Source organism: Gordonia sp. UCD-TK1 (assembly GCF_001691435.1).
GTDB classification, from domain to species: Bacteria; Actinomycetota; Actinomycetes; order Mycobacteriales; family Mycobacteriaceae; genus Gordonia; species Gordonia hongkongensis.
The window spans coordinates 128,543-154,224 of record NZ_LZMP01000079.1 but is presented as its reverse complement, the minus strand read 5'-3'; the positions used below and the strand labels follow the sequence as shown (position 1 = coordinate 154,224).

At 68.2% G+C, this 25,682-nt stretch carries 26 protein-coding genes and 2 tRNA genes; 13 read left to right on the top strand and 15 right to left on the bottom strand.

Translation table 11 applies throughout. The features are described 5' to 3' along the window. Positions 1 to 18: 18 nt before the first annotated feature. Genes A9310_RS24080 through A9310_RS24070 form a run of 3 tightly spaced genes read left to right on the top strand, consistent with a single transcriptional unit; the run spans position 19 to position 1,480 of the window. Entirely contained in the window at positions 19 to 423 is a 405-nt protein-coding gene (locus tag A9310_RS24080; protein ID WP_058252109.1) for a DUF302 domain-containing protein, read from the top strand. A 37-nt stretch (positions 424 to 460) separates the two neighbouring features. Then, entirely contained in the window at positions 461 to 1,066 is a 606-nt protein-coding gene (locus A9310_RS24075) for a hypothetical protein (protein WP_065632724.1), read from the top strand. A 48-nt stretch (positions 1,067 to 1,114) separates the two neighbouring features. Beyond that, complete coding sequence (locus tag A9310_RS24070; protein ID WP_336276194.1) at positions 1,115 to 1,480, top strand: multidrug efflux SMR transporter; 366 nt, start codon at positions 1,115 to 1,117, stop codon at positions 1,478 to 1,480. Between the two features lie 18 nt (positions 1,481 to 1,498). On the opposite strand, the gene A9310_RS24065 is transcribed toward A9310_RS24070, so the two are convergent. The 3 genes from A9310_RS24065 to A9310_RS24055 all read right to left on the bottom strand — a co-directional run bounded on the left by A9310_RS24065 (position 1,499) and on the right by A9310_RS24055 (position 6,282). After that, on the bottom strand, positions 1,499 to 2,272 hold the full coding sequence (locus A9310_RS24065; protein WP_058252111.1) for an HNH endonuclease family protein: 774 nt from the start codon (positions 2,270 to 2,272) through the stop codon (positions 1,499 to 1,501). Between the two features lie 117 nt (positions 2,273 to 2,389). Further along, complete coding sequence (recG, locus tag A9310_RS24060; protein WP_065632723.1) at positions 2,390 to 4,636, bottom strand: ATP-dependent DNA helicase RecG; 2,247 nt, start codon at positions 4,634 to 4,636, stop codon at positions 2,390 to 2,392. Beyond that, complete coding sequence (locus tag A9310_RS24055) at positions 4,633 to 6,282, bottom strand: DAK2 domain-containing protein (RefSeq protein WP_065632722.1); 1,650 nt, start codon at positions 6,280 to 6,282, stop codon at positions 4,633 to 4,635. Before A9310_RS24055 ends, recG begins: the two co-directional genes overlap by 4 nt. A gap of 281 nt (positions 6,283 to 6,563) precedes the next feature. Between A9310_RS24055 and rpmB the strand changes: the two genes are divergently transcribed. Together rpmB and A9310_RS24045 are read left to right on the top strand one after the other, a co-directional pair. Beyond that, positions 6,564 to 6,755 (top strand): 50S ribosomal protein L28, encoded by a 192-nt coding sequence (rpmB, locus tag A9310_RS24050; protein ID WP_065632754.1) that lies wholly within the window; start codon positions 6,564 to 6,566, stop codon positions 6,753 to 6,755. A gap of 107 nt (positions 6,756 to 6,862) precedes the next feature. Continuing rightward, the gene (locus A9310_RS24045) at positions 6,863 to 7,687 is read left to right on the top strand and encodes an enoyl-CoA hydratase/isomerase family protein (protein WP_065632721.1); all 825 of its coding nucleotides are present in this window, start codon (positions 6,863 to 6,865) and stop codon (positions 7,685 to 7,687) included. An 81-nt stretch (positions 7,688 to 7,768) separates the two neighbouring features. On the opposite strand, the gene A9310_RS24040 is transcribed toward A9310_RS24045, so the two are convergent. From A9310_RS24040 to A9310_RS24030, 3 genes are read right to left on the bottom strand one after another with little or no spacing between them, the layout of a single operon-like run. Further along, on the bottom strand, positions 7,769 to 8,452 hold the full coding sequence (locus tag A9310_RS24040) for a uracil-DNA glycosylase (RefSeq protein WP_065632720.1): 684 nt from the start codon (positions 8,450 to 8,452) through the stop codon (positions 7,769 to 7,771). 26 nt (positions 8,453 to 8,478) lie between these two features. Continuing rightward, complete coding sequence (locus A9310_RS24035; RefSeq protein WP_065632719.1) at positions 8,479 to 9,000, bottom strand: gamma carbonic anhydrase family protein; 522 nt, start codon at positions 8,998 to 9,000, stop codon at positions 8,479 to 8,481. Positions 9,001 to 9,031: 31 nt separating this feature from the next. Next, complete coding sequence (locus A9310_RS24030; RefSeq protein ID WP_065632718.1) at positions 9,032 to 10,072, bottom strand: thiamine-phosphate kinase; 1,041 nt, start codon at positions 10,070 to 10,072, stop codon at positions 9,032 to 9,034. A gap of 225 nt (positions 10,073 to 10,297) precedes the next feature. Here A9310_RS24030 and A9310_RS24025 point away from each other — a divergent pair, with 225 nt between their 5' ends. Both A9310_RS24025 and A9310_RS24020 read left to right on the top strand, forming a co-directional pair. Continuing rightward, complete coding sequence (locus A9310_RS24025; protein WP_058252118.1) at positions 10,298 to 10,543, top strand: Lrp/AsnC ligand binding domain-containing protein; 246 nt, start codon at positions 10,298 to 10,300, stop codon at positions 10,541 to 10,543. 84 nt (positions 10,544 to 10,627) lie between these two features. Then, positions 10,628 to 11,221 (top strand): DUF3515 domain-containing protein, encoded by a 594-nt coding sequence (locus A9310_RS24020; RefSeq protein ID WP_065632717.1) that lies wholly within the window; start codon positions 10,628 to 10,630, stop codon positions 11,219 to 11,221. Between the two features lie 14 nt (positions 11,222 to 11,235). Here the strand turns inward: A9310_RS24020 and A9310_RS24015 are convergent, their stop codons facing one another. Beyond that, positions 11,236 to 12,243, bottom strand: a complete 1,008-nt coding sequence (locus A9310_RS24015; protein ID WP_058252120.1) for an NAD(P)H-dependent glycerol-3-phosphate dehydrogenase — start codon at positions 12,241 to 12,243, stop codon at positions 11,236 to 11,238. Between the two features lie 144 nt (positions 12,244 to 12,387). Between A9310_RS24015 and cofC the strand changes: the two genes are divergently transcribed. From cofC to A9310_RS24000, 3 genes are all read left to right on the top strand, one after another. Then, on the top strand, positions 12,388 to 13,125 hold the full coding sequence (gene cofC / locus A9310_RS24010; protein WP_065632753.1) for a 2-phospho-L-lactate guanylyltransferase: 738 nt from the start codon (positions 12,388 to 12,390) through the stop codon (positions 13,123 to 13,125). A gap of 74 nt (positions 13,126 to 13,199) precedes the next feature. Next, a complete protein-coding gene (locus A9310_RS24005) occupies positions 13,200 to 15,398 on the top strand; it encodes an RNA degradosome polyphosphate kinase (RefSeq protein WP_065632752.1) in 2,199 nt (732 codons plus the stop codon). Positions 15,399 to 15,442: 44 nt separating this feature from the next. Further along, positions 15,443 to 16,375: an NUDIX hydrolase gene (locus A9310_RS24000; RefSeq protein WP_065632716.1), complete on the top strand. Its 933-nt coding sequence runs from the start codon at positions 15,443 to 15,445 to the stop codon at positions 16,373 to 16,375. 104 nt (positions 16,376 to 16,479) lie between these two features. On the opposite strand, the gene A9310_RS23995 is transcribed toward A9310_RS24000, so the two are convergent. The 3 genes from A9310_RS23995 to leuC form a co-directional block, all read right to left on the bottom strand. Further along, positions 16,480 to 17,085 carry an HU family DNA-binding protein gene (locus A9310_RS23995; protein ID WP_065632715.1) on the bottom strand — a complete coding sequence of 202 codons (606 nt, stop codon included), beginning with the start codon at positions 17,083 to 17,085 and terminating at the stop codon, positions 16,480 to 16,482. Positions 17,086 to 17,258: 173 nt separating this feature from the next. After that, entirely contained in the window at positions 17,259 to 17,852 is a 594-nt protein-coding gene (leuD, locus tag A9310_RS23990; RefSeq protein WP_065632714.1) for a 3-isopropylmalate dehydratase small subunit, read from the bottom strand. Positions 17,853 to 17,903: 51 nt separating this feature from the next. Further along, positions 17,904 to 19,367, bottom strand: coding sequence for a 3-isopropylmalate dehydratase large subunit (gene leuC, locus A9310_RS23985; RefSeq protein ID WP_065632713.1), 1,464 nt, complete (start codon positions 19,365 to 19,367; stop codon positions 17,904 to 17,906). Between the two features lie 107 nt (positions 19,368 to 19,474). Between leuC and A9310_RS23980 the strand changes: the two genes are divergently transcribed. Both A9310_RS23980 and A9310_RS23975 read left to right on the top strand, forming a co-directional pair. Continuing rightward, positions 19,475 to 20,209, top strand: a complete 735-nt coding sequence (locus A9310_RS23980; protein WP_065632712.1) for an IclR family transcriptional regulator — start codon at positions 19,475 to 19,477, stop codon at positions 20,207 to 20,209. A 60-nt stretch (positions 20,210 to 20,269) separates the two neighbouring features. Continuing rightward, a complete protein-coding gene (locus tag A9310_RS23975; RefSeq protein WP_058252126.1) occupies positions 20,270 to 20,767 on the top strand; it encodes a PPOX class F420-dependent oxidoreductase in 498 nt (165 codons plus the stop codon). Between the two features lie 130 nt (positions 20,768 to 20,897). Here A9310_RS23975 and A9310_RS23970 read toward each other — a convergent pair. The 5 genes from A9310_RS23970 to A9310_RS23950 all read right to left on the bottom strand — a co-directional run bounded on the left by A9310_RS23970 (position 20,898) and on the right by A9310_RS23950 (position 24,300). Next, positions 20,898 to 20,970, bottom strand: a tRNA-Glu gene (locus A9310_RS23970). Positions 20,971 to 21,024: 54 nt separating this feature from the next. Next, positions 21,025 to 21,096: transfer RNA gene (locus A9310_RS23965), tRNA-Gln, on the bottom strand. Between the two features lie 87 nt (positions 21,097 to 21,183). Next, positions 21,184 to 22,662 (bottom strand): glutamate--tRNA ligase, encoded by a 1,479-nt coding sequence (gltX, locus tag A9310_RS23960; RefSeq protein WP_065632711.1) that lies wholly within the window; start codon positions 22,660 to 22,662, stop codon positions 21,184 to 21,186. 46 nt (positions 22,663 to 22,708) lie between these two features. Further along, positions 22,709 to 23,533 (bottom strand): alpha/beta fold hydrolase, encoded by an 825-nt coding sequence (locus tag A9310_RS23955; protein ID WP_065632710.1) that lies wholly within the window; start codon positions 23,531 to 23,533, stop codon positions 22,709 to 22,711. After that, on the bottom strand, positions 23,530 to 24,300 hold the full coding sequence (locus tag A9310_RS23950; protein ID WP_065632709.1) for a fumarylacetoacetate hydrolase family protein: 771 nt from the start codon (positions 24,298 to 24,300) through the stop codon (positions 23,530 to 23,532). The genes A9310_RS23955 and A9310_RS23950 overlap by 4 nt, the downstream gene beginning before the upstream one ends. 151 nt (positions 24,301 to 24,451) lie before the next feature. On the opposite strand from A9310_RS23950, the gene A9310_RS23945 reads away from it, so the two are divergent. Continuing rightward, on the top strand, positions 24,452 to 25,681 hold the full coding sequence (locus A9310_RS23945; RefSeq protein WP_065632708.1) for an MFS transporter: 1,230 nt from the start codon (positions 24,452 to 24,454) through the stop codon (positions 25,679 to 25,681). Position 25,682: the final 1 nt, after the last annotated feature.

Sequence of the window (25,682 nt, the reverse complement as noted above, 5' to 3'; positions counted from 1 at the left end):
GACAAGAAAGGACACACGATGTCACTCGCACTGACCACCACGCTGCCGCACCCCTTCCCGGAGGCGGTCGAACGGACCAGAGCCGCGCTCGCCGATCAGGGATTCGGCATCCTCACCGAGATCGACGTCCAGGCGACGCTCAAGACGAAACTCGACGAGGACATGGAGCCGTACCTGATACTCGGCGCGTGCAATCCGCCGCTGGCGCATCGGGCGCTCGGCGTCCAGCGGCAGATCGGGTTGCTGTTGCCGTGCAACGTCGTCGTCCGCTCCGACCCGGGGAACCCCGACCACACGCTCGTCGAGGCGATGAACCCCGATCTCATGGTCCAGGTCTCGGGCGAACCGGACCTCGAACCGGTCGCACGTGATGCCGCGGTGAAGTTGCGCGCCGCGATCGATTCCCTGACCGCACAGTCCTGAACCCCTTGCACATTCGTCCGAGACCAACGGAGTTCTCATGACCCACTTCGAGTTCCACTTCGACCCCGTGTGCCCCTTCGCGTGGGCGGCCTCGCGGTGGCTCATCGACCAGGCGCAGGCACACGATGCCTCCGTCGACTGGCACGTGATGAGTCTGGCCATCCTGAACGAGGACCAGGAGCCGGATTCCGACGAGCAGCGGCAGCAACTCGACACCTCGCGGAGGCTCGGACGTGTGTTGATGGCGGCCGTCGACGAGTCCGGGACCGACTCCCTCGAACCGCTCTACTCGGCGATCGGCCGACGGCTGCACCACGCGGGCGAAGAGATGACTCCCGCGACGGTGTCGGAAATCCTCGTCGACACCGGCCTCCCCGTCGGCCTGGCCGAGGCCATGGACGACGAGTCGTTCGACGACGCCCTGCGCGCGTCGCACCAACGAGGCCAGGATGCTCTGGGCGAGGCCGGCGGGAGCCCCATCACCGGGATCGACGGCAACCATTTCTTCGGTCCCGTCCTCTCCGACATCCCGACCGGTGACGAAGCGGACGCACTTTTCTCGTCTCTGGTGACGCTCGCGGGCGTCTCGGCATTCGCACAGGTGAAGCGGCCGGCGGGAGGACCTCCGTCGTTCTCGGACTGATCTCGGCGCGCATCCCGCCCGTCTCCCGCCTACTGTGACGCCGTACAGATGTCCGAAGACGGGAGCGATCGCGAAGTGGCGTGGCTTGTCCTGGTGACCGCGGGTCTGGTCGAGATCATCTACATGGCAGCTCTGGAGAAGTCGAACACCTTCACACGTCCGATGTGGACGGCCCTGTTCATCATCGGGGTGATCGTGAGCATGGCCGGTGTCGCCTACGCGATCCGCTCGATCCCCCTGGGCACGGCCTACGCGGTCTGGGTGGGGATCGGCGCGGTCGGTACCGCGATCTACGGAATCCTGTTCCTGCGAGAACCGGCCGGCCTCGCTCGGCTCGGATGCATCTTCCTCATCCTCACGGGTGTCGTCGGACTGAACCTGTTGCACAACTCGGAGGGCGCGGGCGCGCATTGACGCGGCGGCACATGGTCGTCAGTCCGCACACCGCAGCGCCTCCGACAGGACGCGTCGGGAGGGCTCGTCGACCGTCAATCTGTATGCAGCCGTGACGGTCACGAACTGTATCGCATACTGGCACCAGAATCCCCGGACCGGCGGCATCCAGCGCGCGGGTTCGGAGTCGCTCTTGTCCTGGTTCGAACGCCCGTCGACGGCAACGAGATTGGCGGGATCGTTCGCGAAGTCCAACCGCCGGTCGGGCGGCCACGCCCACGCTCCCATGTCCCAGGCGTACGACAACGGCACGATGTGGTCGATCTGCACCGCCGACGCGCTCCGATCGCGCCGGAAGACCACGAAGTCGCCGGTGTACGGGCTCCGCAGTTCGCCCGCCAGTACGGCACGCGGACAACTCGACGTCGGGCCGGCTCGGATGTCGCGCAGATCCCGGGCGAGCACGTCGTTACGGGTGTCGCATCCGTTGCCGCCTCCGGGTACGGACGCGGCGTCCGACCACGCGGTGCCGAACGCGGACCGGTCGTAATCCTGTCGGTCGGTACGCCCCGCACTGATCGGGATCGAGGCGAGCAGCGACGCCGCCTGCCCCGCCATCGCCCGAATCCTCGGGTCGGTGTCGGGACCGGCCCGAAAGGCGTCGACGCCGACGGCGACCACCACTGCTGTGACGACCGCGGCGACGAGCACCGCCCACTGCCGTGGCGACCAGGACGGCGAGTCCCGCGGCGTCCAGCGCATCCATCGGATTCGCATGCGGAGTCGTCGCAGCGTCGGCGAACGCATCACCATGCATTCTCAGACGCACACGGCGACCTTCTGGTTCCGTGTGTCGATCGGCCCGGCACCGGTGTCGCAGAACGTGGCGCCAGGCGCACGACACACGACAACTGGCGCTCGGGGCGTCGGTCAGGACTTGTCGAGGTACGCGATCTTGTTCGGCACGAGGATTCCGTCGACGAGGTCGGCGAGCGGCCGGTGTTCGAGCAGCGTGATGTCCTCGCTCACCACGTCTTCCGCGAGTTCGCGGGCGTCCTCGATGACCTCGACGTCCTCGAGCAGGGACAGGAACCGCAACGACGTGTTGACGCCCGACTGTAGGGACCCGAGCAGATCACCCTCCCGGCGTTGCTCGAGATCGACTCGCGCGAGCTCGAATCCGTCGTTCGAACCGGCCACGGCGCGGAGGCGGTCCATCGACGGCGAGCCGTCCCGGGCATTCGTCATCAGCAGGCACAGGCCCGCATGCCGCCCGCGTCCCACACGACCGCGCAACTGATGCAGCTGGCTCACGCCGAACCGATCGGCGTCGACGATGACCATCGTGGTCGCATTGGGCACGTCGACACCCACCTCGATGACGGTGGTGGACACCAGCACGTCCACCTCGCCCCGACCGAAAGCATCCATGACGGCGTTCTTCTCGTCGGCGGGTAGGCGGCCGTGCAGGAGCTCCACGCGTCGGTGCGCGAACGGGCCGGCGACGAGGGCCTCGTACTGCTCGAGGACCGAGGTCGTCCGCGGGCCCTTCTCCTCGTTGTCGTCGGGCTCGGGTTCGGGCCCGTCGCCGATACGCGAGCACACGACATAGACCTGACGGCCGGCGTCGATCTCCTCGTTTGCGCGCGACCACACCCGTTCGACCCATGAGGATTTCCCGGTGGGCACCACCGACGTGGTGATCGGCTGCCGACCGCGCGGCAGCTCCCGGAGGACCGAGGTCTCGAGGTCACCGAAGGCGGTCATGGCGACGGTCCGCGGGATCGGCGTCGCGGTCATCACGAGGAAATGCGGTATCCGTCCGTCGCGGCCCTTGCCGCGCAACACATCTCGCTGCTCCACGCCGAAGCGGTGCTGTTCGTCGATCACGACGAGTCCGAGGTCGAAGAACTCGACCTTGTCCTCGAGGAGCGCGTGGGTCCCGATCACGATCCCGGCCTGGCCCGTCACCACGTCGAGGAGCGTCTCGCGCCGGCCCTTGGTCTTCATCGAACCCGTCAGCAGCGCGAGGCGCGTCGCGCCGTCGGCCGCGGTCAGTTCGCCCGCCTCGGCGAGGTCGCCCAGCATCGTCTTCATCGTCCGGTAGTGCTGTGCGGCAAGCACTTCCGTCGGGGCCAGGATGGCGCACTGGTACCCGTTGTCGACAACCCGCAGCATTGCCAGCAACGACACGAGTGTCTTCCCGGACCCGACCTCGCCCTGCAACAGCCGCGACATCGGCTGCGCGCGGGCCAGATCCTCGGCGAGCTCCTCCCCCACCTCGACCTGACCGGCGGTCAGGGTGAACGGGAGTCGGTCACGCAACTTGTCCTCGAGACCGCCGGGCACGCGTGGACACGGTGGCGCCGACTCGCTCCGCCCCGCCAACCGGCGCTGCGCCAGCACGGTCTGGATGGCCAGCGCCTCATCGAACTTCAGCCGATGGGCGGCGACCTTCACGTCGTCCTCGGCATCGGGCAGGTGGATCTTGCGGATCGCCTCGTCGGTGCTGACGAGACCCCGCGCGCGGCGTTCGGCTTCGGTGAGTGCGTCGGGAATCGGCGCGCTCGCACTCAGGACCCGGCGGACCGCGCCGAGGATGTCCCAGGTCTGAATGTTCTTGTTGGCCGGGTACATCGGCAGGATGTCGCGGTCGAACATGGTGACCAGGGGGTGATCGCCGCGCTCTCCGGTGATCTGCTCCTCGATCGCGTACATCTCGGTCAGCATCTTGGAACCGACGACGTCCTCGATCTCCGGATCGCCGTCGGGAAGGATCATCCATTCCGGATGCGACAACTGGATCTGGTCGCGGAAGTACTTGACCGCGCCGGCCATCATCACCCGTGCACCGGGTCGGAACAGCCCCTTGAGGCGGTGGGCGTTGAAGAAGCTGGCCTCGTAGACGTCGTTGTCGTCGGTGACCTTCACCTTGAGGAACGACCCTTTGCGGCTCCTCATCTTGATGAGATCGGACTTGGTGATCCGTCCGACGATCGTCAGCCACTCACCCGGTTCGGGCCGCTCCTGGTCGACCACGTGGCCGCGTCGGATGTACCGGCGGGGCGTGTACCGCAACAGCTCCCCGACCGTGTGCACGCCGACGGTGGCGAGCTGTTCGGCGGGCTTGGTCCCCAGGACGTCGGACAGCGAATCCGACAGTGCCAGTTCGGTCACTCCACACCCACCTGGACGAGATCGGTGCGCTGTCCGGTGCGGTACACCGCCAATTCGATGCCGGGGTAGCTGCGCCGCATCTGCTCCGCGACGGCCTCGAGGGCGGCCTCGTCGACCTCGACCCCGGCGAGCACCGTGACGAGCTCGCCTCCGGTGGAGAGCATGAGGTCGACGAGGGCGGTGCACGCCGACGTCTGATCCGGCGCCACGACGAGCACGTCGTCGCCGATCAGCCCCAGCACGTCACCGACCTCGCTCATCCCCGCCAGCGTCATCATCCTCGTGGTCGCCGACTGCAGCGATCCCCAGCGTGCCCCGGCGGCGGCCTCGGCCATCGCGTAGGCGTCGACGTCGGGGACCTCGCTCGGATCGTGCACGGCGAGAGCGGCGAGGCACTGGGTCATCGACGACGTCGGCAGCATCAGGACCGAGCGCTGGGTGGACCGCACCTCGGTGGCGACCGTGACGAGATCCTGCGATGTCAATGCGCCGTTGGCCATGACGACGACGTGCGCGCTGTCGGTGTCGCGGATCGCGCGGCCCAGCTCGTGGGCGGAGAGTCCGTCGTCGGCGCGCAGCACGACCGCACCGGCCTCGCCGAACAGTTCGGCCGCGCCGTCACCGGACACGACGACCACCACCGCCCGTTTGTGCCGGGGCGGCGGCTCAGCCGAATCCGCCTGTGCCCGAATGGCATCGAGAGCGAAGCAAGTGATCCGGACATCCGAGAGCTGCCCGAGGCCCGCGCCGGCCTCGACCGCCGCACCCGGGTGGCAGGTGTGGACGTGTACCGAGAAGCGTTCGCCCTCACCGCTGGAACTGTCGCCGACGATCACCACCGCGTCGCCGAGTTCGTCCAGACGTTCGCGCAGTTCGGCGATCTGCTCGCCGGCCGCGCCGTCGAGGAGGTACATGACCTCGAAGTCCTGGTCGCTCCCGTCGAGGCAGCTGTCGTCCGGTCCGTGACCCAGCGTGGTGCTGTCGGTGAGGATGCCCCGGTAACGCCGGCGGCGGTGCGAGACGCCGGTGATGACCTTGACCATGGCGTCCACGATCGCGAGGAAGCCACGCCCGCCCGCGTCCACCACGCCCGCGTTCGCGAGCACCGACAGCTGTTCCGGGGTGCGTTCGAGCGCTTCGGCACAGTCGTCGGCGACGGCGCGCACCTGGTCGGCCGGGGACTCGTGCTCGTGCGCCGCGGCCGATTCGGCGGCGACCCGCACCAGCGTGAGGACCGTACCCTCGCGCGGTTCGCTCACCGCACGGGTCGCCGCGAGCGAACCGAGACGCAGACCCAGCGTCGAGAACTCGGCGAAGGTCAGGGCGTCGGTGTCGCCCAGGATCTCCGCACCGTCCGCGAGTCCGACCAGCACCTGCGAGAGGATGATCCCCGAGTTGCCCCGCGCCTGCGCCACCGCGCCGTCGGCCATCGCGCGGGCGACCTCGGGCAGCGACGCGTCGGGCGGCGTCTTCTCGACCGCCTCGGCCGCGGCCCGCATCGTGAAGAGCATGTTGCTCCCGGTGTCCGAATCGGGGATCGGGAACACGTTGAGGTCGTTGATCTCGCCGCGCAGCGACTCGAGCTGTTCGACCGAGACTCGGGCCCAATCGCGCAGCAACTGCGGGTTGACGGTGCGGGCGATCACACGGTGGCTCTTTCTCGCAGACGCGGCGCGCGACGTACTGTGCTCTCGCGCGCAACGTGACCGGCTGGTGAGGTTGTGGGCAAGGTTACTCGGGGTGTCCGACCGTGCGGCGCGCCCGAGCGGGACCGGGTGGCGGATCGGCTCGGATTTGGTCACGCCACCACGACCTGGTTATCCTTGCAGGGTTGCCTTTCGCCTCGAGCGCGCACACCCACCGGTGGTGCCGATCGATCCGAGCGGCTGAACACCAGACCATGATCATCTACCAAGGGAGTTCGACGATGGCTGCCGTCTGCGATATTTGCAGCAAGGGCCCGGGCTTCGGCAAGTCGGTGTCTCACTCGCACCGCCGTACCAACCGCCGCTGGAACCCGAACATCCAGTCCGTTCGCGTGGAGGTCGCCCCCGGCAACCGCAAGCGCAAGAACGTCTGCACCTCCTGCCTGAAGGCCGGCAAGACCGCAGCTGTCTGACCTCCTCGCCCGTCCGCGGGTGGGAGTTCGAGAGCACGAGACCCGATGCCATGAGCGCAAGCTCCCCGGCATCGGTTCTTTGGCGTGTGCGCGATAGGGTTTCGCGCATGGCCTCATCGAACCCCACCGCCCCCGCTGCCGTAGACGACACCGACGCTCTGGTGCACGAGCGCAACGGCGTCCTCACCCTCGCGGTCTCGACGGCGGGCGCGGGCAACTCGCTCGACGACGCCGCCCTCGCCGCGGGAACCCAGGCACTGCGCGAGGTCGCGCGTGGACAGCGTGACGTGGGGGCGGTCCTGCTCGTCGGGCTGGGCAAGAACTTCTGCGCCGGCGGCAACGTCCGCGCCTTCGCCGGTGCGGACGACCGCCCGACCTATCTGCGCGAGATCGCCGACAACTTCCATCAGCTCGTCGGCGCCCTGTACGAGGCGAACCGCCCCGTCGTCGTCGCCGCGAAGGGCTGGGCCGCCGGCGCGGGCATGTCGCTGGTGTTGCACGCCGACGTCGCCGTCGGTGGTCCGTCGACCCGGCTGCGGCCCGCCTACCGCGGTATCGGTCTCACTCCCGACGGGGGTCTCACCTGGACCCTCCCCCGCGCCGTCGGCGCTGCCCGGGCACGCCAGATCATCCTGACCGACCGCGTCATCAGCGCCGACGAGGCCCAGCAGTGGGGGCTGCTGTCGGAGATCGTCGCCGACGACGAGGTCGAGTCCGCCGCGCGCACGGCCGCCGAGGCCATCGCGTCGGGTCCCCGCGACGCCGACGCGATGACCAAGCATCTGTTGGCCGTCTCCGCCGACACCACGTTGGTCGAGCACCTCGCCCTCGAAGCCCGCTCCATCTCCGAACGGTCCGGACTGCCCGAGGGCATCGAGGGAGTTGACGCCTTCGTCGGCAAGCGCGCGCCGGACTTCACCCGAGGCCGCTAGAGGGCAACCCTTCGTGACGCGCCAGCCACCGGGCCGAGCAAGCGACGAAGGAGCGCGTCGAGGTCGACGAGCCTCGAAGGGTCACGGCAGACGCCACTCCACCGGTTCGGCGCCGAGGTCCATCAGTTCCTCGTTGGCCCGGCTGAAGGGTCGGGACCCGAAGAACCCGCGCGAGGCCGACAACGGTGACGGATGCGCCGACACGATGGTCGGGACGTCGGGCAGCCACTTCTCCAGTCCCGCGGCGTCCCGGCCCCACAGGATCGCGACGAGCGGCTCGTCGCGGGCGGCAAGCGCCTTGATCGCGCACTCGGTCACCTCTTCCCAGCCCTTCCCCCGGTGAGAGGCCGGCTCGCCGGGGGCCACCGTGAGCACGCGGTTCAGCAGAAGCACACCGTTGTCCGCCCACGGCGTGAGATCCCCGGTGGTCGGCATGGGGTAGCCGAGATCGGCGCAGTACTCGGTGTAGATGTTCGTCAGGGAACGCGGGATCGGGCGCACGTCGGGCGCCACCGAGAAGCTCAGTCCGACGGCGTGCCCGGGCGTCGGGTATGGATCCTGCCCGACGATCAGCACGCGCACGTCGTCGAGGGGGCGCGTGAATGCCCGCAGGACATGTTGTCCCGCAGGCAGATAGCGCCGCCCCTCGGCGATCTCGGTGCGCAGGAACCGGCCCATCTCGGTGATGAGCGGCTCGACCGGGGCGAGCGCCTGCGCCCAGCCCGGGTCGATCAGTTCGGCAAGGGGTTTGGGTGGTGCGGTCACTCGATTGCCTCCGTCGTGGGCGGTCGTCAGTCCAGTCGTTTCAGGGCGGTGCGATAGTGCTGCGCGTTCTGGAAGTACATCTCGCAGTTGAGTTCGGTGTGCCCCTCCGGTACCTCGTAGCCGTCGCGGAGCCGGGCCGGTACACCGAGCGCCATCCGTCGCGAGGGAACGTCGAACTTGAACGGGACCACCGCGCCGGCTCCGACGATCGCGCCGTCGCCGACCGTGGACCCGTTCAGGACCACCGATCCCGAGGCGATGAGGCAGTCGTTTCCGATCGTCGCGCCCTCGATGTGCGCGTTGTGTCCGACGACGCACCGTTCGCCGATCACGGTCGGGTCGAGAACCGTGCAGTGGATGACGGTGCCGTCCTGGATGTTGCTGCGGGCGCCGACGGTGATGGTCCCGTAGTCGCCGCGGAGTACCGCGCCCGACCACACCGAGACACCGTCGCCCAGGGTGACCGCGCCGATCACCACCGCGTCCGGGTGCACGTAGGTGTCCTGTCCCAGGACCGGTTCTCGGTCGTCGAGTGCGTAGATCGCCATGAGGCGACTCTAATGGTGCGCCCCGGGGACCTCAGTCACCAGTCGGGTCGGCGAAGGACTGCCACCCGTGCAGTTCGAGACCGTCGGGCCCGCCGACCCGGCGGTCGTCGACCCAGACCTCGGGCGCCGACGAGGATTTCTCCCCCACCGAGCCGATGACGGTCCACCCTGGCGGCACCGCGGGCCCACCGAACGCCGCGAGCAGGTGATGGTCCTCGCCGCCGGCCAGTACCCAGCGGCCGACGTCCGCCCCGAGTTCGCTTGCCGCGGCAGCCAGATCCGGGCGCCGCGGTACGGCGTCGCCATGCACGGTCATGGCGACCTGCGCAGCCCTCGACATCGTGAGCAGTTCCTCGACCAGGCCGTCGGAGATGTCGGTCATGGCGTGCGCACCCGCCGCCGCGGCGACCGGCCCCTGGGTGAGGTCGGGGTTCGGAACTCGGTGCAGTGCAACCAGTTCCGACCAATCGGTGACCACCGCACGCGGATCGGACAGCACCGCGAGTCCCGCGGCGCTGGCTCCCAGTGGACCGCTCACCGCGAGGACGTCACCAGGCCGGGCACCGCCCAGCGAGACCGGGGGCCGGCCCTCGAGCGCGCCGACCGCGGTGACACTCACGACCACCTGGCCGGCCGCGACGAGGTCGCCGCCCAGCACCCGGGCCCCCAGTTCGTGTGCCGCGCGGACCACGCCGTCGTTCAGGTCGAGGACGACGCCGACCCGCGTGTCCGACGGACACGCGATGGACACGACGAGACCCGTTGTGCGGCCGCCCATCGCGGCGACGTCCGCGGCACTCTGTACCACCGCTCGGGCCCCGACCTGCGCCGGCGTCGACCAGTCGAATCGGAAGTGGCGCCCCTCGACGACGGTGTCGGTGCTGATCACCGCCGATCCCCCGATGTCGAGAACGGCTGCGTCGTCACCGGATCCGATCACGATGTCGTCGGCCGGCTCACCGGAGGTCGCGGACGCGGTCAACGCGGCGATCACGGCACGCTCACCGATGGCCCCGACCGTGTCGGTCCGGTCGATCGCGCGGTCCTGCCGACCGGTCTCGTCGAAGGTCACTCGTCGGGGCCTTTCCTCTTCCGGTCGCGCGCGCACAGGGTTGTCGGTGACAATGTGTGCCACAGTGTATGGGGCCGCCGGGCGGGAGCGATCCGTGACAGTCCGGCCGCCCGCGGCAGCCGTGCACTGCCCGACGACCGCGCATGCGCCGAGCCGCCGGTACGACAGGCCGTGTCGACGATGTGCCCCATACGATGTGGCCCGGGTACGACACAGACGGAGAGGATGTCCGTGGTTCAGGCATACATACTGATCCAGACCGAGGTCGGCAGGGCCGCCCTCGCAGCTGCGACCATCGCCGAGATCGCCGGGGTCGCCTCGTCCGAAGAGGTCAGTGGGCCGTACGACGTGATCGTCCGGGTCGACGCGTCCGATGCCACCCACCTGACCGAGAACGTGGTTCCGCAGATCCAGAAGGTGGACGGGATCACCCGCACCCTGACCTGCCCGGTGGTCCCCACGACGCGCTGAGGGGCGTCGGCCGGCCGCCGACGACAGGTGATCGTGACGGGTCCCCGTGCGCGGGTTCGGCAGACCGACTCCTACTGTTGTGGGGTGACGTCAGCAGGTTCGGATGACACCCAGCAGGATCCCGTCGACGGCGAATCCGCCGAGGACTCCGCGCGGTATGGCGGCGGCGGACGTCTCAGCCCCGCACTCGTCGCGACCCTGGTAGCCATTCCCGTGATGGTGCTCGCCGGCTTCATCGTGTTCGCCGCGATGCGCCCCGATCCGGTGACCCCGATCGAGTCCTACGACTCCGTCGGCCCGGTCGCCGCGGAGTGCACCCGCTTGCTCACCGAAGCACCGGACACCTTCGAGGGTTTCGGTACCAAAGAGGTCTCCGGCGACCGCGCGACGTGGCCGTCGMCCGGCCCGGGCGACGACATGACACTTCGGTGCGGGGTGACCCGACCTGCCGAGCTGTCTCCCACCAGCAATCTCCAGGAGATCCACGCCGCCGGCCAGGCCGGGGTCCAGTGGTTCATCACGGACACGGTCGACGGCTCGGGCCAGGCCTATGTGTGCGTCGACCACCGGCCCTATGTCGCGATGTGGATTCCGACGAACGCCGGCAACGGACCCATCACCGACATCTCGGGACTGATCGACCGCACCCTCGAACGGGGACCGCTCGACTTCGGCTGATCGGCGGCGGGCGCTCAGTCCCGGTAGATCTCCGGCTTGGTGCTGCGGCCCAACAGCGAATTGACCGCGTCGGCCACCGACATGCCGTCGTGACAGACCTGGTGGACCGCGTCGGTGAGCGGCATCGGCACCTGGTGTCGCTCGGCCAGCGCACGCACCGACGAGCACGACTTGACGCCCTCGGCGACCTGCCCGTTGGTGGCCTCCTGAGCCTGCGCCATGGTGGCACCCTCCCCCAGCCGCGCGCCGAACGTGCGGTTGCGCGACAACGGCGACGAACACGTCGCGACGAGATCCCCGATCCCGGCGAGACCCGCCAGCGTCTCGATCTGCGCGCCCACCGCGACGCCCAACCGGATCGTCTCGGCGAGCCCACGAGTGATGATCGTCGCTAGGGTGTTCTGACCGAACCCGATGCCGCTGGCCATCCCGCAGGCCAGCGCGATGACGTTCTTCGCAGAGCCGCCGATCTCACATCCGACGACGTCGGTGTTGGTGTACGGCCGGAAGTATCGCGTACTGAACGCGCTCTGCAGCGTCACCGCCCGCGCCTCGTCGGCACAGGCGATCACGGTCGCCGCCGGTTGACCCTCCGCGATCTCGCGTGCCAGGTTCGGCCCGGTCAGCACCGCGATCCGGTCGTCGGCGACACCGGTCACCTCGGCGATGACCTCACTCATCCGCAGCAGGGTGTTGGATTCGATGCCCTTGGCGAGCGACACCAACGACGCATCCGACCCGATGTAGGGCGTCCACTGCGTCAGGTTGGGGCGCAACGACTGCGACGGGACACCGCAGACGACGACGTCGGCGCCGAGCAGGGCATCGACCGCCGAACTCGTCGCGGTGAGCGCGGCGGGCAGCGCGATGCCGGGTAGATAGTCGGCGTTGACGTGCTCGGTGTTGATCGCCTCGGCGAGTTCGGGTCGCCGCGCCCAGATCACGGTGTCGGTACCGGCATCGACCAGCACCTTCGCCACCGAGGTTCCCCAGGAACCCGCACCCATCACCGCTGCGCGCACCGCAACCTCCCACCGGGCAAGCCCAATTCCGTATTCCCACCGCCGGCGCCGGCCGGACGGCCGACCCTGCTCACCCTAGTGCCTGCCGGGTATGGCCGACCCGGAATGTCACCGACCAGGGGTCGGTGCATCATGATGGTCGGCATGGAACACAGCACCGTCGGCGCGGGCGCCGACTCGACGGTCGTCGACGCGGGGGGCAACGAGCCCGTCGCGACGTCGGTCGCGGCCGTGCTGGCGGTCAAGAATCTGCACCGCGCGAAGTCACGACTGGCGGCGACGCTGTCCACCGCATTCGAGGGTGACGACCCCGTCGCCCGGGGTTCCCTCGTCCTGGCGATGTTCCTCGACACCGTCGACGCCTTGCGCGGCGCCGGGATCTCTCGGCTCGTCGTCGTCAGCCCCGACGACGAGGTGCTCGCCGCGGCGCGGCGCTCGGGCATGCGCGGCCTGAGCGAGTCGCCGCACCGGGCACCCGCGGACGCCGGTCTCAACTCCGCGTTCGTCGAGGGTGCGCGCTGGGCGCGCGAGGCGTGGCCCGAGTCGACGGGCCTGATGTACGTGCAGGCCGATCTGCCGGCGGCGACGAGCACGTCCGTCGCCGCCGTGTTGCGCGCCGCCGGTGAACACCGCTCGAGCTTCGTCACCGACCGGGACGGATCCGGGACGGTGCTGCTGCACGGCACCGGTACCGGCGTCCCCGCTCCCCGTTTCGGTCCCGGTTCGGCGGCCGCCCACCGGGCCGCCGGCGCCGTCGAACTCGACCCGGCCGGCCGGGAGTGGGCCGACCTGCGCACCGACGTCGACACCGCGGCGGACCTGGGCGTCGCCCGCGAGCTCGGCCTCGGACCGCACACCGTCGCTGCGCTGCGTCATCTCTGACCCCGACCCGCAATCGACAAGCGTCCGACCGGCGGGCGTGTACGCCGGGGACGGCGATGGGTCATCATTGGGGGGTGAGCCCCGCCGACGATGACGTATCGCAGACCGCCACGGTCACCACGACACCGATCCCGCATGCCCCGCCGGCCGCCACCCTGGTGCCCGACGAATCCGCCGACCTGCCCGAGGACCGTTACCTCAACCGGGAATTGAGCTGGCTGGACTTCAACTCCCGGGTGCTCGCGCTCGCCGAGGACACCTCCCTGCCGCTCCTCGATCGTGCGAAGTTCCTCGCCATCTTCGCCTCGAACCTCGACGAGTTCTTCATGGTGCGGGTGGCCGGACTCAAGCGGCGCGACGAGACCGGCCTGTCGGTCCGGTCCGCCGACGGCCTGTCGCCGCGAGAACAACTCATGCGCATCGCCGGACGCGCGCAGACCGTCGCCGACCGGCACGCGCGCGTCTTCCTCGATTCGGTCCGACCGGCGTTGGCCGACAACGACATCTACGTGGTGTCCTGGTCGCAGCTCACCGCCGAGCAGCAGGCGCGGATGACCGATTATTTCCAGGACGAGGTATTTCCGGTCCTGACGCCCCTGGCGGTCGACCCCGCTCATCCGTTCCCGTACATCAGCGGGTTGTCGCTGAACCTCGCGGTCACGGTCCGCGACGTCAACGAGAGCGGCGAGCACTTCGCGCGGGTCAAGGTACCGGACAACGTGAACCGCTTCATCCGCGTCGACCGGCTGTCGCCCGCTCGGGCGTCCGACGACGACAAGGCCGCCAGGAGCGCGGTGTTCCTACCGTTGGAGAGTCTGATCGCGGCCAACCTCGGGACGTTGTTCCCGGGTATGGAAATCGTTGAGCACCACGTCTTCCGGATCACCCGCAACGCCGACTTCGAGGTCGAAGAGGACCGCGACGAGGACCTCCTCCAGGCGCTCGAGCGAGAACTCGCGCGCCGTCGGTTCGGCTCGCCGGTGCGGCTCGAGGTCGCCGACGACATGAGCGAGCACATGCTCGAGTTGTTGCTGCGCGAGCTCGAGGTGGACCCCGCCGACGTCATCCAGGTGCCCGGACTCCTCGATCTGTCATCACTTTTCGAGATCTACGCGCTCGACCGCCCGCATCTCAAGGACCGTCCGTTCGTCCCCGCCACCCACCCCGCGTTCGGCGAGCGAGAGACACCCAAGAGCGTGTTCTCTACTCTTCGCGACGGTGACGTACTCGTCCACCATCCGTACGACTCGTTCTCGACGAGCGTGCAGCGGTTCATCGAGCAGGCCGCGGCCGACCCGCAGGTCCTGGCCATCAAGCAGACGCTGTACCGCACCTCCGGCGACTCCCCGATCGTCAACGCGCTCATCGACGCCGCCGAGGCCGGGAAGCAGGTCGTCGCGCTGGTGGAGATCAAGGCCCGCTTCGACGAGCAGGCGAACATCAAGTGGGCCCGCAAACTGGAACAGGCCGGCGTCCACGTCGTCTACGGCCTCGTCGGTTTGAAGACCCACTGCAAGACCTGCCTGGTGGTGCGTCGCGAGGGCTCGACGATCAAGCGGTACTGCCACATCGGGACCGGCAACTACAACCCGAAGACCGCGCGGCTCTACGAGGACGTGGGCCTGCTGACCGCCGCCCCCGACATCGGCGCCGACCTGACCGACCTGTTCAACACCTTGACCGGCTACTCCCGCAAGCAGGAGTACCGCAACATCCTCGTTGCGCCGCACGGCATCCGGGCGGGCATCATCAAACGGATCCATCGCGAGATCGAGCTGTTCCGCGACGGCGACACGCGCGCGAGAATCCAGCTCAAGGCGAATGCACTGGTCGACGAGCAGGTGATCGATGCGCTGTACCGGGCCTCGCAGAGCGGGGTGCCCGTCGACGTCGTCGTCCGTGGCATCAGCGCGCTGCGGCCCGGGGTCGAGGGTTACAGCGACAACATCCACGTGCGGTCGATCCTGGGGCAGTTCCTCGAGCACTCCCGAATCCTGTATTTCGGTGCGCAGAACGAGTACTGGTTCGGCAGCGCGGACATGATGCACCGCAATCTCGATCGGCGCGTGGAGGTCATGGTGAACGTCCGTGACGAGCGTCTGGCCGGTGAACTCGGTGACATCTTCGCCTCCGCCCTCGATCCGCGGACCCGCTGCTGGGTCCTGCAGTCCGACGGGAGCTGGGTGGCCTCACCCGCCGAGGGCGAAGAGGTGCGCGACCATCAGCGACAGATGATGCGGCGCAATCGTCGTCGGCCGGAGACCAGTTCGTGACCGGCACCGACGCGTAACCTTCGACCTCTACGATCACCATCGACATGGCGAAGAAGACGAATGAGGTGTGGGCCGCCGGCGGTGTGGTCTGGCGACCGGTTGTCCCCGGTCCGACCGGGAACGATGCCGCCGAGATCGACGATGTCGAGATCGCGGTCGTCCACCGCCCCAAGTACGACGACTGGACGCTGCCCAAGGGAAAGGCCGAGCCGGGCGAGACCCTCATCGACACGGCGGTGCGCGAGATCGCCGAGGAGACGGGCCAACACGTCGTTCTCGGCCGGCACCTGGACGACGTCCACTACGACCTCGGCAGTACCCGCAAGCATGTGCGCTACTGGTCGGCGCGAGCGTCCGACGGAGAGTTCGTCGCCGGGCACGAGGTCGACGAGCTGCGGTGGCTCTCCGTCGACGAGGCCCGGGAGATGTTGAGCTATCCGCTCGATCGCACGATCCTCGAGGAGTTCGTGCGGCTACCCGCGGACCTGCACACGTTCCTGTTGGTACGGCACGCCAAGGCCGGCCGGCGCTCGACCTACAAGGGCGACGACCGGTTGCGGCCCCTCGACAAACTCGGCCGGGCGCAAGCCGCCGCCCTCGCCCCATTGCTGATCGCGTTCGGGGCGAGCCGGGTGCACTCGGCCGATCGCGTCCGCTGTGAGCAGACCCTGGAACCGCTACGCGACCGGCTGGGGGTCGAGTTGCACAGCGAGCCGGATCTGTCGGAGGAGACGTATCGGACCAATCCGGCAGCGGCGCAACGCCGGATCCTCGAACTCGCCGCCGACACGACGTCGACCCTGGCGGTCTGCAGTCAGGGCAAGGTGATCCCGCCCCTCATGGACTGGTGGTCCGAGCGCGACTCGATCCCGCTTCCCAAGGCCTCCAACCGCAAGGGCAGTGTGTGGGTTCTGTCCCTGTTCGACGGCCGGCTGGTGGCGGCCGATCACATCGCCGGGCCGCTCCCGACAGCCTGAGTCCCGCGCCCCTCCGCCGGTTGACCCCGAACACGATTCAGCCCCCGGCGGGGGAAGTACGCCGGGGGCTGAATTGTGGTCGTCGACCGCGGTTGTCCCGCAGGTCAGCGACGGGTGGTCTTCTTCGCCGCGGTCTTCTTCGCGGCAGTCTTCTTGGCCGGAGCCTTCTTCGCCGCGGTGGCCTTCTTCGCCGGCGCCGCCTTCTTGGCCGGAGCCTTCTTGGCCGCCGTGGTCTTCGCCGGAGCCTTCTTGGCCGCGGTGGTCTTCTTGGCCGCCGTGGTCTTCGCCGGAGCCTTCTTGGCCGCCGTGGTCTTCTTGGCGGCGGCGGTCGTCTTCTTGGCGGCCGTCTTCTTCGCCGGCGCAGCCTTCTTGGCTGCCGTGGTGGTGGCCCCGCTTCCGCGCTTCACAGCCGGACCGGTCGCGGACAGCTTCTGCTTGCCCGCCACAACGGCTTTGAACTGAGCGCCCGGACGGAACGCCGGCACCGAGGTCGCGCGGACCTTGACGGTCTCGCCGGTGCGCGGGTTACGGGCGACGCGCGGTGCGCGCTTCCGCTTCTCGAATACGCCGAAGCCGGTGATCGTCACGCTCTCGCCCTTGTTGACCGCGCGCACGATCGTGTCGACGACGAGCTCGACGGCTTCAGTCGCAGTCTTGCGATCCGCGTCGAGCTTCTTGGTCAGCTCATCAATGAGCTCCGCCTTGTTCATGAGTACCTCCGCAAGCTGATCTGACCGAGTTTCGGCCAGCTACCAACACACGGTAAACGTCGGATGTGAAAACGTCCATCTTCCACGCCAATTAGGACGCCGTGTTGCGAAATGGCATGGCAGCTCACGATGGTGCCGCCGCGGCGAGATGACCCCGCCGCGGCGGTGCGAAATCAGTCCGCGAGGGTGCGCGGCTTGAATGCCGGACGCGCCGACTCGTACTCGGAAATCGCCTCTACCTGGCGCAACGTGAGTCCGATGTCATCGAGACCCTCCATCAGGCGCCACCGCGTGTAGTCATCAATTGCCAACGGCACCACGAGGTCTCCGGCGGTGACCGTCTTATCGACAAGGCTCACCGTCACTTCGAGGCCCGGAGTCTCCTCGAGGCGCTTCCACAGCAGTTCGACGTCGGACTGCTCGACCTGCGCGGCCACCAGACCCGCCTTGCCCGAGTTGCCGCGGAAGATGTCGGCGAAACGCGACGAGATCACCACGCGGAAGCCGAAATCGGACAGCGCCCAGACCGCGTGCTCACGCGACGACCCGGTGCCGAAGTCGGGACCGGCAACCAGGACCGACCCGCGGCTCCAGGGCTCGTTGTTGAGGATGAAATCGGGATCGGTCCGCCAACCGGCGAACAGACCGTCCTCAAAGCCGGTGCGCGTCACCCGCTTCAGATAGACGGCCGGGATGATCTGGTCGGTGTCGACGTTGCTGCGACGCAGCGGGACACCGATTCCGGTGTGTTCGGTGAACGGTTCCATGAGAAAGCCCCTGTTCGAATGATGTGGCAGGAATGTGGGTCGGACCGTGACTCAACCGAGATCGGCGGGCGCCGGCTGCGAGTCCAGATCGGCGGGCGCGGACAAGGTGCCGCGCAGCGCGGTGGCCGCTGCCACTCCCGGAGACACGAGGTGCGTTCGGCCACCCTTGCCCTGGCGCCCTTCGAAATTGCGGTTGGAGGTCGACGCACACCGCTCCCCCGGGGCGAGCTGGTCCGGGTTCATGCCCAGGCACATCGAGCACCCGGCCTGCCGCCACTCGGCGCCGGCCGCGAGGAAGATCTCTCCGAGTCCCTCGTCCTCGGCCTGTGCACGCACCCGCATCGAACCGGGCACGATGAGCATCCGCATCCCGTCCGCGACCTTGCGCCCCTTGAGGATGCCGGCGACCTCGCGCAGGTCCTCGATCCGGCCGTTCGTGCAGGAGCCGACGAAGACCGTGTCGACCTTGATGTCGCGCAGCGGCGTTCCGGGCTCGAGGCCCATGTACTCGAGCGCCTTGGCCGCGGCACTCGCCTTGACCTCGTCGCCGTACTCCGCCGGGTCGGGTACCGCCGCGCCGAGCGGGGCACCCTGTCCCGGATTGGTCCCCCACGTGACGAACGGGGTCAGCGAGGCGGCGTCGATGTGCACCTCGGCGTCGAAGGTGGCGCCGGGATCGGTGCGCAGACTGTCCCAATAGTCAACGGCAGCATCCCAATCGGCACCCGAGGGGGCATGCGGGCGGCCCTTGAGGAACTCGTAGGTGACCTCGTCGGGTGCGATCATCCCCGCCCGGGCGCCTGCCTCGATCGACATGTTGCACACCGTCATCCGCGCTTCCATGGAGAGCTTGCGGATCGCCTCCCCGCGGTACTCCAGCACGTAACCCTGCCCGCCGCCGGTGCCGATCTTCGCGATGATCGCGAGGATCAGGTCCTTGCTCGTCACGCCGGGCGGGAGCTCGCCGTCGACGTTGATCGCCATCGTCTTGAACGGGCGCAGCGAGAGGGTCTGCGTCGCCAGGACGTGCTCGACCTCACTGGTACCGATACCCATCGCGATCGCTCCGAAGGCACCGTGTGTGGAGGTGTGGCTGTCACCGCACACGACGGTCATGCCGGGTTGGGTCAGGCCCAGCTGCGGCCCGACCACGTGGACGATGCCCTGCTCGGCGTCACCCATGGGGTGAAGGCGGACGCCGAATTCCTCGCAGTTGCTGCGCAGCGTGTCGACCTGGGTCCGCGACACGGGATCGGCGATGGGCTTGTCGATGTCCACCGTCGGGACGTTGTGGTCCTCGGTCGCGATGGTCAGATCCGGTCGGCGGACCGGACGACCGGCGAGGCGCAGGCCCTCGAAGGCCTGGGGACTGGTGACCTCGTGGACGAGGTGGAGGTCGATGTAGATCAAGTCGGGATTGGTGTTGCCGGACGCATCGACGTCACCGGGGACGACGACATGGTCGCGCCACACCTTCTCGGCGAGAGTCAGCGGCTGGGCTGGGCTGTTGCTCATGGCTTCACTCGTTATCTGCTCGGGTTCTTCGGACTCTGCACGCGGTGTTGACGTTCTGGCTGTGTTTCGAACGTGCATCTCACTATTTGGACAGCTAGTATCGTCCTATGGGAAAGGATACCGCATCCGCGGTCAGCAGCGGAATCGGAGTGCTCGACAAGTCCGTGGCGGTGCTGCACGCGATCGCCGAGGCGCCGTGCAATCTCTCCGAGCTCTGCGAGCGCACCGGTCTGCCCCGCGCGACGGCACATCGACTCGCCGTCGGACTCGAGACGCACCGCTTTCTGACCAGGGATGTCACCGGCCGCTGGCAGCCCGGCCCCGTCCTCGGCGAACTCGCCTCCTCGGCACACGATCCCGTCACCGAGTCGGCTCTCATGGTCCTCCCCCGGCTCCGCGACATCACCGGCGAATCGGTTCAGGTCTATCGCCGCGAAGGGGCCGAACGCGTCTGCGTCGCCGCGATGGAACCACCGACCGGCCTGCGTGACACCGTGCCGGTGGGCACCCGGTTCCCCATGAGCGCAGGGTCCGCGGCGAAGGTCCTCCTCGCCTGGGCCGACCCCGCCACCCAGCGCGCGCTCGTGCCGGAAAGCGTCTTCAGCGAGCGCGCACTGCACGAGATCCGCCGGCGCGGGTGGGCCCAGAGCGCCGGTGAACGCGCCGCCGGAGTCGCGAGTGTGTCGGCTCCCGTGCGCGACGGCAACGGTGACGTGGTCGCCGCGATCTCGGTGTCCGGGCCGATCGACCGAATGGGCCGGCGACCCGGTGCACGCTGGGCCGCCGATCTGCTCGCCGCCGCCGACGCCATCCACAAACGCCTCCAGGCCGCACGTCCCTGACCCAGAGCCGTTGCACCCGGAGCGGTTCCGATGAACCCGCCGGTGGGCTAGCGTCGGGGAATGGGAGTCAACCAACGCAATCAGATCGTCATGTCCGAGGCCGAGATCGCGGAGTTCGTGGCGCGCAGTCGGACCGCGACCCTCGCCACCACCGGAGCGGACGGGAGCATCCACCTCGTGGCGATGTGGTACGGGATCATCGACGGCGAGATCTGGTTCGAGACCAAATCCAAGTCGCAGAAGGCGGTCAACATCCGTCGCAACAACCGGTGCTCGGTGATGATCGAGGACGGTGACACCTACGACACACTGCGCGGCGTCACCTTCGAGGGCACTGCCGAGATCCTCGACGACCCGGACTCGTGCCTGAAGGTCGGCATCAGCGTCTGGGAACGCTACACAGCGCCCTACACCGAAGAATCGCGACCATTCGTCGAGCAGATGATGAACAAGCGCGTCGCCGTCCGGATCCGTCCGTCCCGCACCCGTTCCTGGGACCACCGCAAGCTCGGCATCCCCGAGATGCCGGCCTCGGGCACCACCGCCGAATTCCTCTGACCGCAGTCCCGGCGCGACACCTTCTGACCCTCGTCCGTGTTTCGGTGTGATCATCGCAACACGGACGAGATGGTCTGTCGCGCAATGAAAAACACCCTCCCCCTGCATCGCAGAGGAAGGGTGTTTCTCGTAGCCCCGACGGGATTCGAACCCGCGCTACCGCCTTGAGAGGGCGGCGTCCTAGGCCGCTAGACGACGGGGCCATGGGAACTTCCGGCGATCAAGACCTTAGCACGGTCTCGATCTCTTTCTGTCCGCTGGGGTACCAGGACTCGAACCTAGAATGGCGGTACCAGAAACCGCTGTGTTGCCAATTACACCATACCCCATTGGCTTGATTCTCCTTGCGGAAAAACTGCCGAGAAAGAGAGTATCAAAGGGTCACCGTAAGTCCACAAACGTGCAGCTCAGCGGCACTATTTGGCTGCGATCTCCCGTGCCGAGGCCAGCCGCGCGAGCGTCTTGTCGCGACCCAGGATCTCCATCGATTCGAAGAGCGGCGGACTGACCTGGGAGCCGGTCACCGCCACGCGTACCGGACCGAACGCCTTGCGCGGTTTGAGCCCCAGATCGTCCACCAGCGCAGCATTCAGTGCGTCCTGCAGTGCGGCGGTGGTGAAGGAGTCCAGCGACTCGACCGCGGCGATGGTGGCGTCCAGGACCGGCACCGCGTCGGCGCCCAGGTTCTTGCTCGCCGCCTTCTCGTCGATCGTGAACTCGTCGTCGGAGACGTAGGCGAAGGAGATGAGGTCCCACGCGTCGCCGAGGACCTGGATACGCGTCTGCACCAATTCGGCCAGAGCCGCGAAGGTCTCGTCGTCGGCGCTCTCGGGGAGCTTGCCCTGCGCGACGAGATACGAGCGCAGCCGCGCCGTGAAGTCGGCGACCTCGAGCATCCGGATGTGCTCGGCGTTGATGGCGTCGGCCTTCTTCTGATCGAACCGTGCGGGGTTCGAGTTGACCTGTCGCACATCGAAAGCCGCGATCATCTCGGCCAGGCTGAAGACGTCGACATCGCTCTTGTAACCCCAGCCGAGCAGCGCGAGGTAGTTGAGCAGACCCTCGGGGATGAAACCGCGGTCGCGATGGTGGAAGAGGTTCGACTGGGGGTCGCGCTTGGAGAGCTTCTTGTTGCCCTCACCCATCACGAAGGGCAGGTGCCCGAAGGCCGGCACGGCGTCGGCGACGCCGATACGGATCAGCGCGTCGTACAGCGCGAGCTGCCGCGGAGTCGACGACAGGAGATCCTCGCCGCGCAGCACATGGGTGATCTTCATCATCGCGTCGTCGACCGGGTTGACCAGCGTGTAGAGCGGATCGCCGGCCGCACGGGTCAGCGCGAAGTCGGGAACGGTACCCGCCTTGATCGTCGTCGTGCCGCGCACGAGGTCGTCCCAGGTGAGGTCGGTGTCCGGCATCCGCAGGCGGACAACGGGTTTACGTCCTTCGGCGAGGTAGGCCGCACGTTGCTCGGGCGTCAGGTCACGATCGAAGTTGTCGTACCCGAGCTTGGGGTCGCGTCCGGCGGCGCGGTGCCGGGCCTCCACCTCTTCCGGGGTCGAGAACGCCTCGTAGGCCTCGCCGGCCTCGAGAAGGCGGGCGACGACGTCGGCATGGAGTTCCCGCCGCTCGGACTGCCGGTAGGGACCGTAGGGTCCGCCCACCTCCGGCCCCTCGTCCCAGTCGAGACCGAGCCAGCGCAAGGCGTCGAGGATGGCCTCGTAGGATTCTTCGCTGTCTCGCGACGAGTCGGTGTCCTCGATGCGGAAGACGAAGGTGCCACCGTCGTGCCGGGCCTGCGCGAAATTGAAGAGCGCGGTCCGCACGAGTCCCACGTGGGGAGTGCCGGTCGGGGATGGACAGAATCGGACGCGAACGGCCTCACTACTGGTCATGAGGCTCAGCGTATCGAAGCCGACCGCCGCCCCCGCACGCCCGCCGTCAGGCCCGGTGGCGCTCGCAGAACTCCACCAGGACCCGGTTCACCTCGGCCGGCTGTTCGAGATAACCGAAATGACCGGCCCGCTCGATCTCGACGTACTCCGCGCCTGGAATGGCTTCGGCGACTTCGCGCGCCAGCTTCGCCGGCAGGGTCCGGTCGTCGGCGAATCCGACGACCAGCGCGGGCCGGGTGATGCCGCGGTACGCCGCGAGACGGTTGGACTCCTTGTTGTGGAGTTCGAGCTGTGCGCGGACGCCCGGGGTGATCGTCTGCGGGGAGAACCCGATGATGTCGAGCCAGTCTCGCGCGGTGCGGTCGTCGTCGAGCGTGTGCGGCGACAGGTTGAGATGCGCGGTGATGGCGGCCTCGTACTCCGGTGGCAGCTTGATCTTGTTGTCGTAGAGGGCCCGCTCACCGGCCGAGATCGCTTCCTGCAGTGGGGTGTTGCGGCCGTACGTCGCAACCATCACCGCCGCCTTGACCACGTCGGGGCGGGCCAGCGCCAGCTCCTGGGTGATCCGGGCACCCAACGAGGTGCCGATCACGATCGCCGGACCGCGGCCGAGGTGTTCGATCAGGGCCGCGGTGTCGGCGACCATGTCGTCGAGCGTGAAACCCTCGGCGCACTCCGACGACGGTGCGACACCGCGGTTGTCGAACGTCACGACGGTGAAGCCGGCTTTCACCAGCGCGGGTTCCTGATGCGCCTTCCAGACGCGGCCGGGACTTCCGGTTCCCATGACCATGACCACGAGCGGGCCCGACCCGGCGAGGCTGTAGGAGATGTCGATCCCGTTGACACGGGCCGTGCTGGGAGCTGTCACTTGTCCACCACCGGGTTGGAGAGCGTACCGATACCGTCGACGGTCACCGAGATACGTTGACCGGCGACCATGGGCCCGACCCCTTCCGGGGTGCCCGTGAGGATCACGTCGCCGGGCAGCAGGGTCATCACGCGCGAGATCCACTCGACGATCTCACCGACGTCGTGGAGCATCAGCGATGTCCGGGTCCGCTGCTTGACCTCGCCGTCGAGTTCCGTCACGAGTTCGACGTCCGACGGATCGAGCGAGGTGTCGATCCACGGGCCGAGCGGACAGAAGGTGTCGTACCCCTTGCCGCGGGTCCACTGACCGTCGGCCTGCTGGTGGTCGCGGGCGGTTACGTCGTTGGCGACCGTGTATCCGAGGATCACGCCCTTGGCCTGCGCGGCCTTCACGTCCTTGCACGGGCGTCCGATGACGGCCGCGAGCTCCCCCTCGTAATCGACCCGTTGCGACGACGGCGGACGCACGATGGGCACCTCGGGGCCGATGATCGAAGTGTTGGGCTTGAGGAAGATCACCGGGTCGGCGGGCGCCTCGCCGCCCATCTCCGCCGCGTGTGCGGCGTAGTTCTTGCCGATGCAGATCACCTTGCTGGCGAGGATCGGCGCCAACACCCGGACATCCGCCAGCTTCCACGACCGGCCGGTGAACGTCGGCGTACCGAAGGGATGTTCGGCGATCTCCTTGACGACGGCGTCGTCTCCGTCGCCCTCGACGGACACGAAGGCCACGCCGTCAGGACTCGCAATTCGACCTAAGCGCATGTCCAGACCCTATCGCACCGCCGATCCCACACGTTGGGAGACGAGTTGGCGGACGTCGGTGCCGGTTTTACAATGTGGTCACACTGTTTCATATATTGAGATATCCAACCCCGGTTCACCGGGTCCGGACAGGCAGCGAGGTGAGTAGACCATGACCGATGTCGACGACATCACCACTGCCCGAAGGTGGATCATCCTCGGGTGCTCGCTGCTCGCCGCGCTCACCACGACTTGTGTGGTCAGCGGTGTCGCCTACCTGATCCCCACGCTGCACACCGACGCCGGACTCACCCTCACCCAGGCCTCGGCGCTTGCCGCGATCCCGACGGTCGGACTGATGGCGGCGACGATCCCGTGGGGAATCCTGTTGGACCGCTACGGCGAACGACGGATCCTCCTGCTGTCGCTGTCGATCTCGCTCGCCGGCGCGACCGGGGCGACCGTCGCCGCGTCAGCCGATGCGTCCTATGCCGTCGTGGGTGCCGCGCTCTTCGTGGGCGGTCTCGGCTCGGGGGCGGCGAACGGGGCCAGCGGTCGCATCGTCGTCGGCTGGTTTCCCGCACACCAGCGTGGGACTGCGATGGGCATCCGGCAGATGGCACAACCGCTGGGGATCGGCGTCTGCGCTCTCACCATGCCGGTTGTCGCAGCGAGTTCGGGACCCGCTGCGGCACTGGCGATCCCAGCCGTGGTGACTGCTGCAGGACTCGTCGCGGTGGTCGTCGGCATCACCGATCCGCCGCGTCGGCCGGCTCCCGCGTCGACGGTCGGCAACCCTCCCCCGCGCACGAATCCCTACCGCGACAACTCTTTCCTCGCACGCATCCACATCGTCAGCATGCTGCTGGTCATCCCCCAGTCCATGCTGTGGACCTTCGTACCGACCTGGCTGATCGTCGCGCACGGGTGGTCACCGGCCGGCGCCGGAACCCTGATCACCGTGACCCAGATCATCGGTGCACTGGGCCGGATCGTCGCCGGACGGTGGTCGGACGCCTGGATGTCGCGGATGCGACCGGTCCGCGTGATCGCGGTGGCCGGTGTCGCCGCCATGTCCGCGCTCGCGATCGCCGACTGGTTCGACAGCCCACTCGCGCCCGCGCTCATGGCGGTGGCGAGTGTCATCTCGGTGGCCGACAACGGCTTGGCGTTCACCGCCATAGCCGAGTACGTCGGACCGGAATGGAGCGGACGCGGACTCGCCGTGCAGAACACCGGACAGTATCTGGTGACCGCGGCGACCACACCGCTTCTCGGAGCACTCATCGCGACCGTCGGTTTCCCGATCGCCTTTGCCGCGACCGCCCTGGCACCGCTTATCGCGACGCCCCTGGTCCCGCGCGACCGGATGCGGGCAGCCGATGAGCTGGTCGACGTGTAAC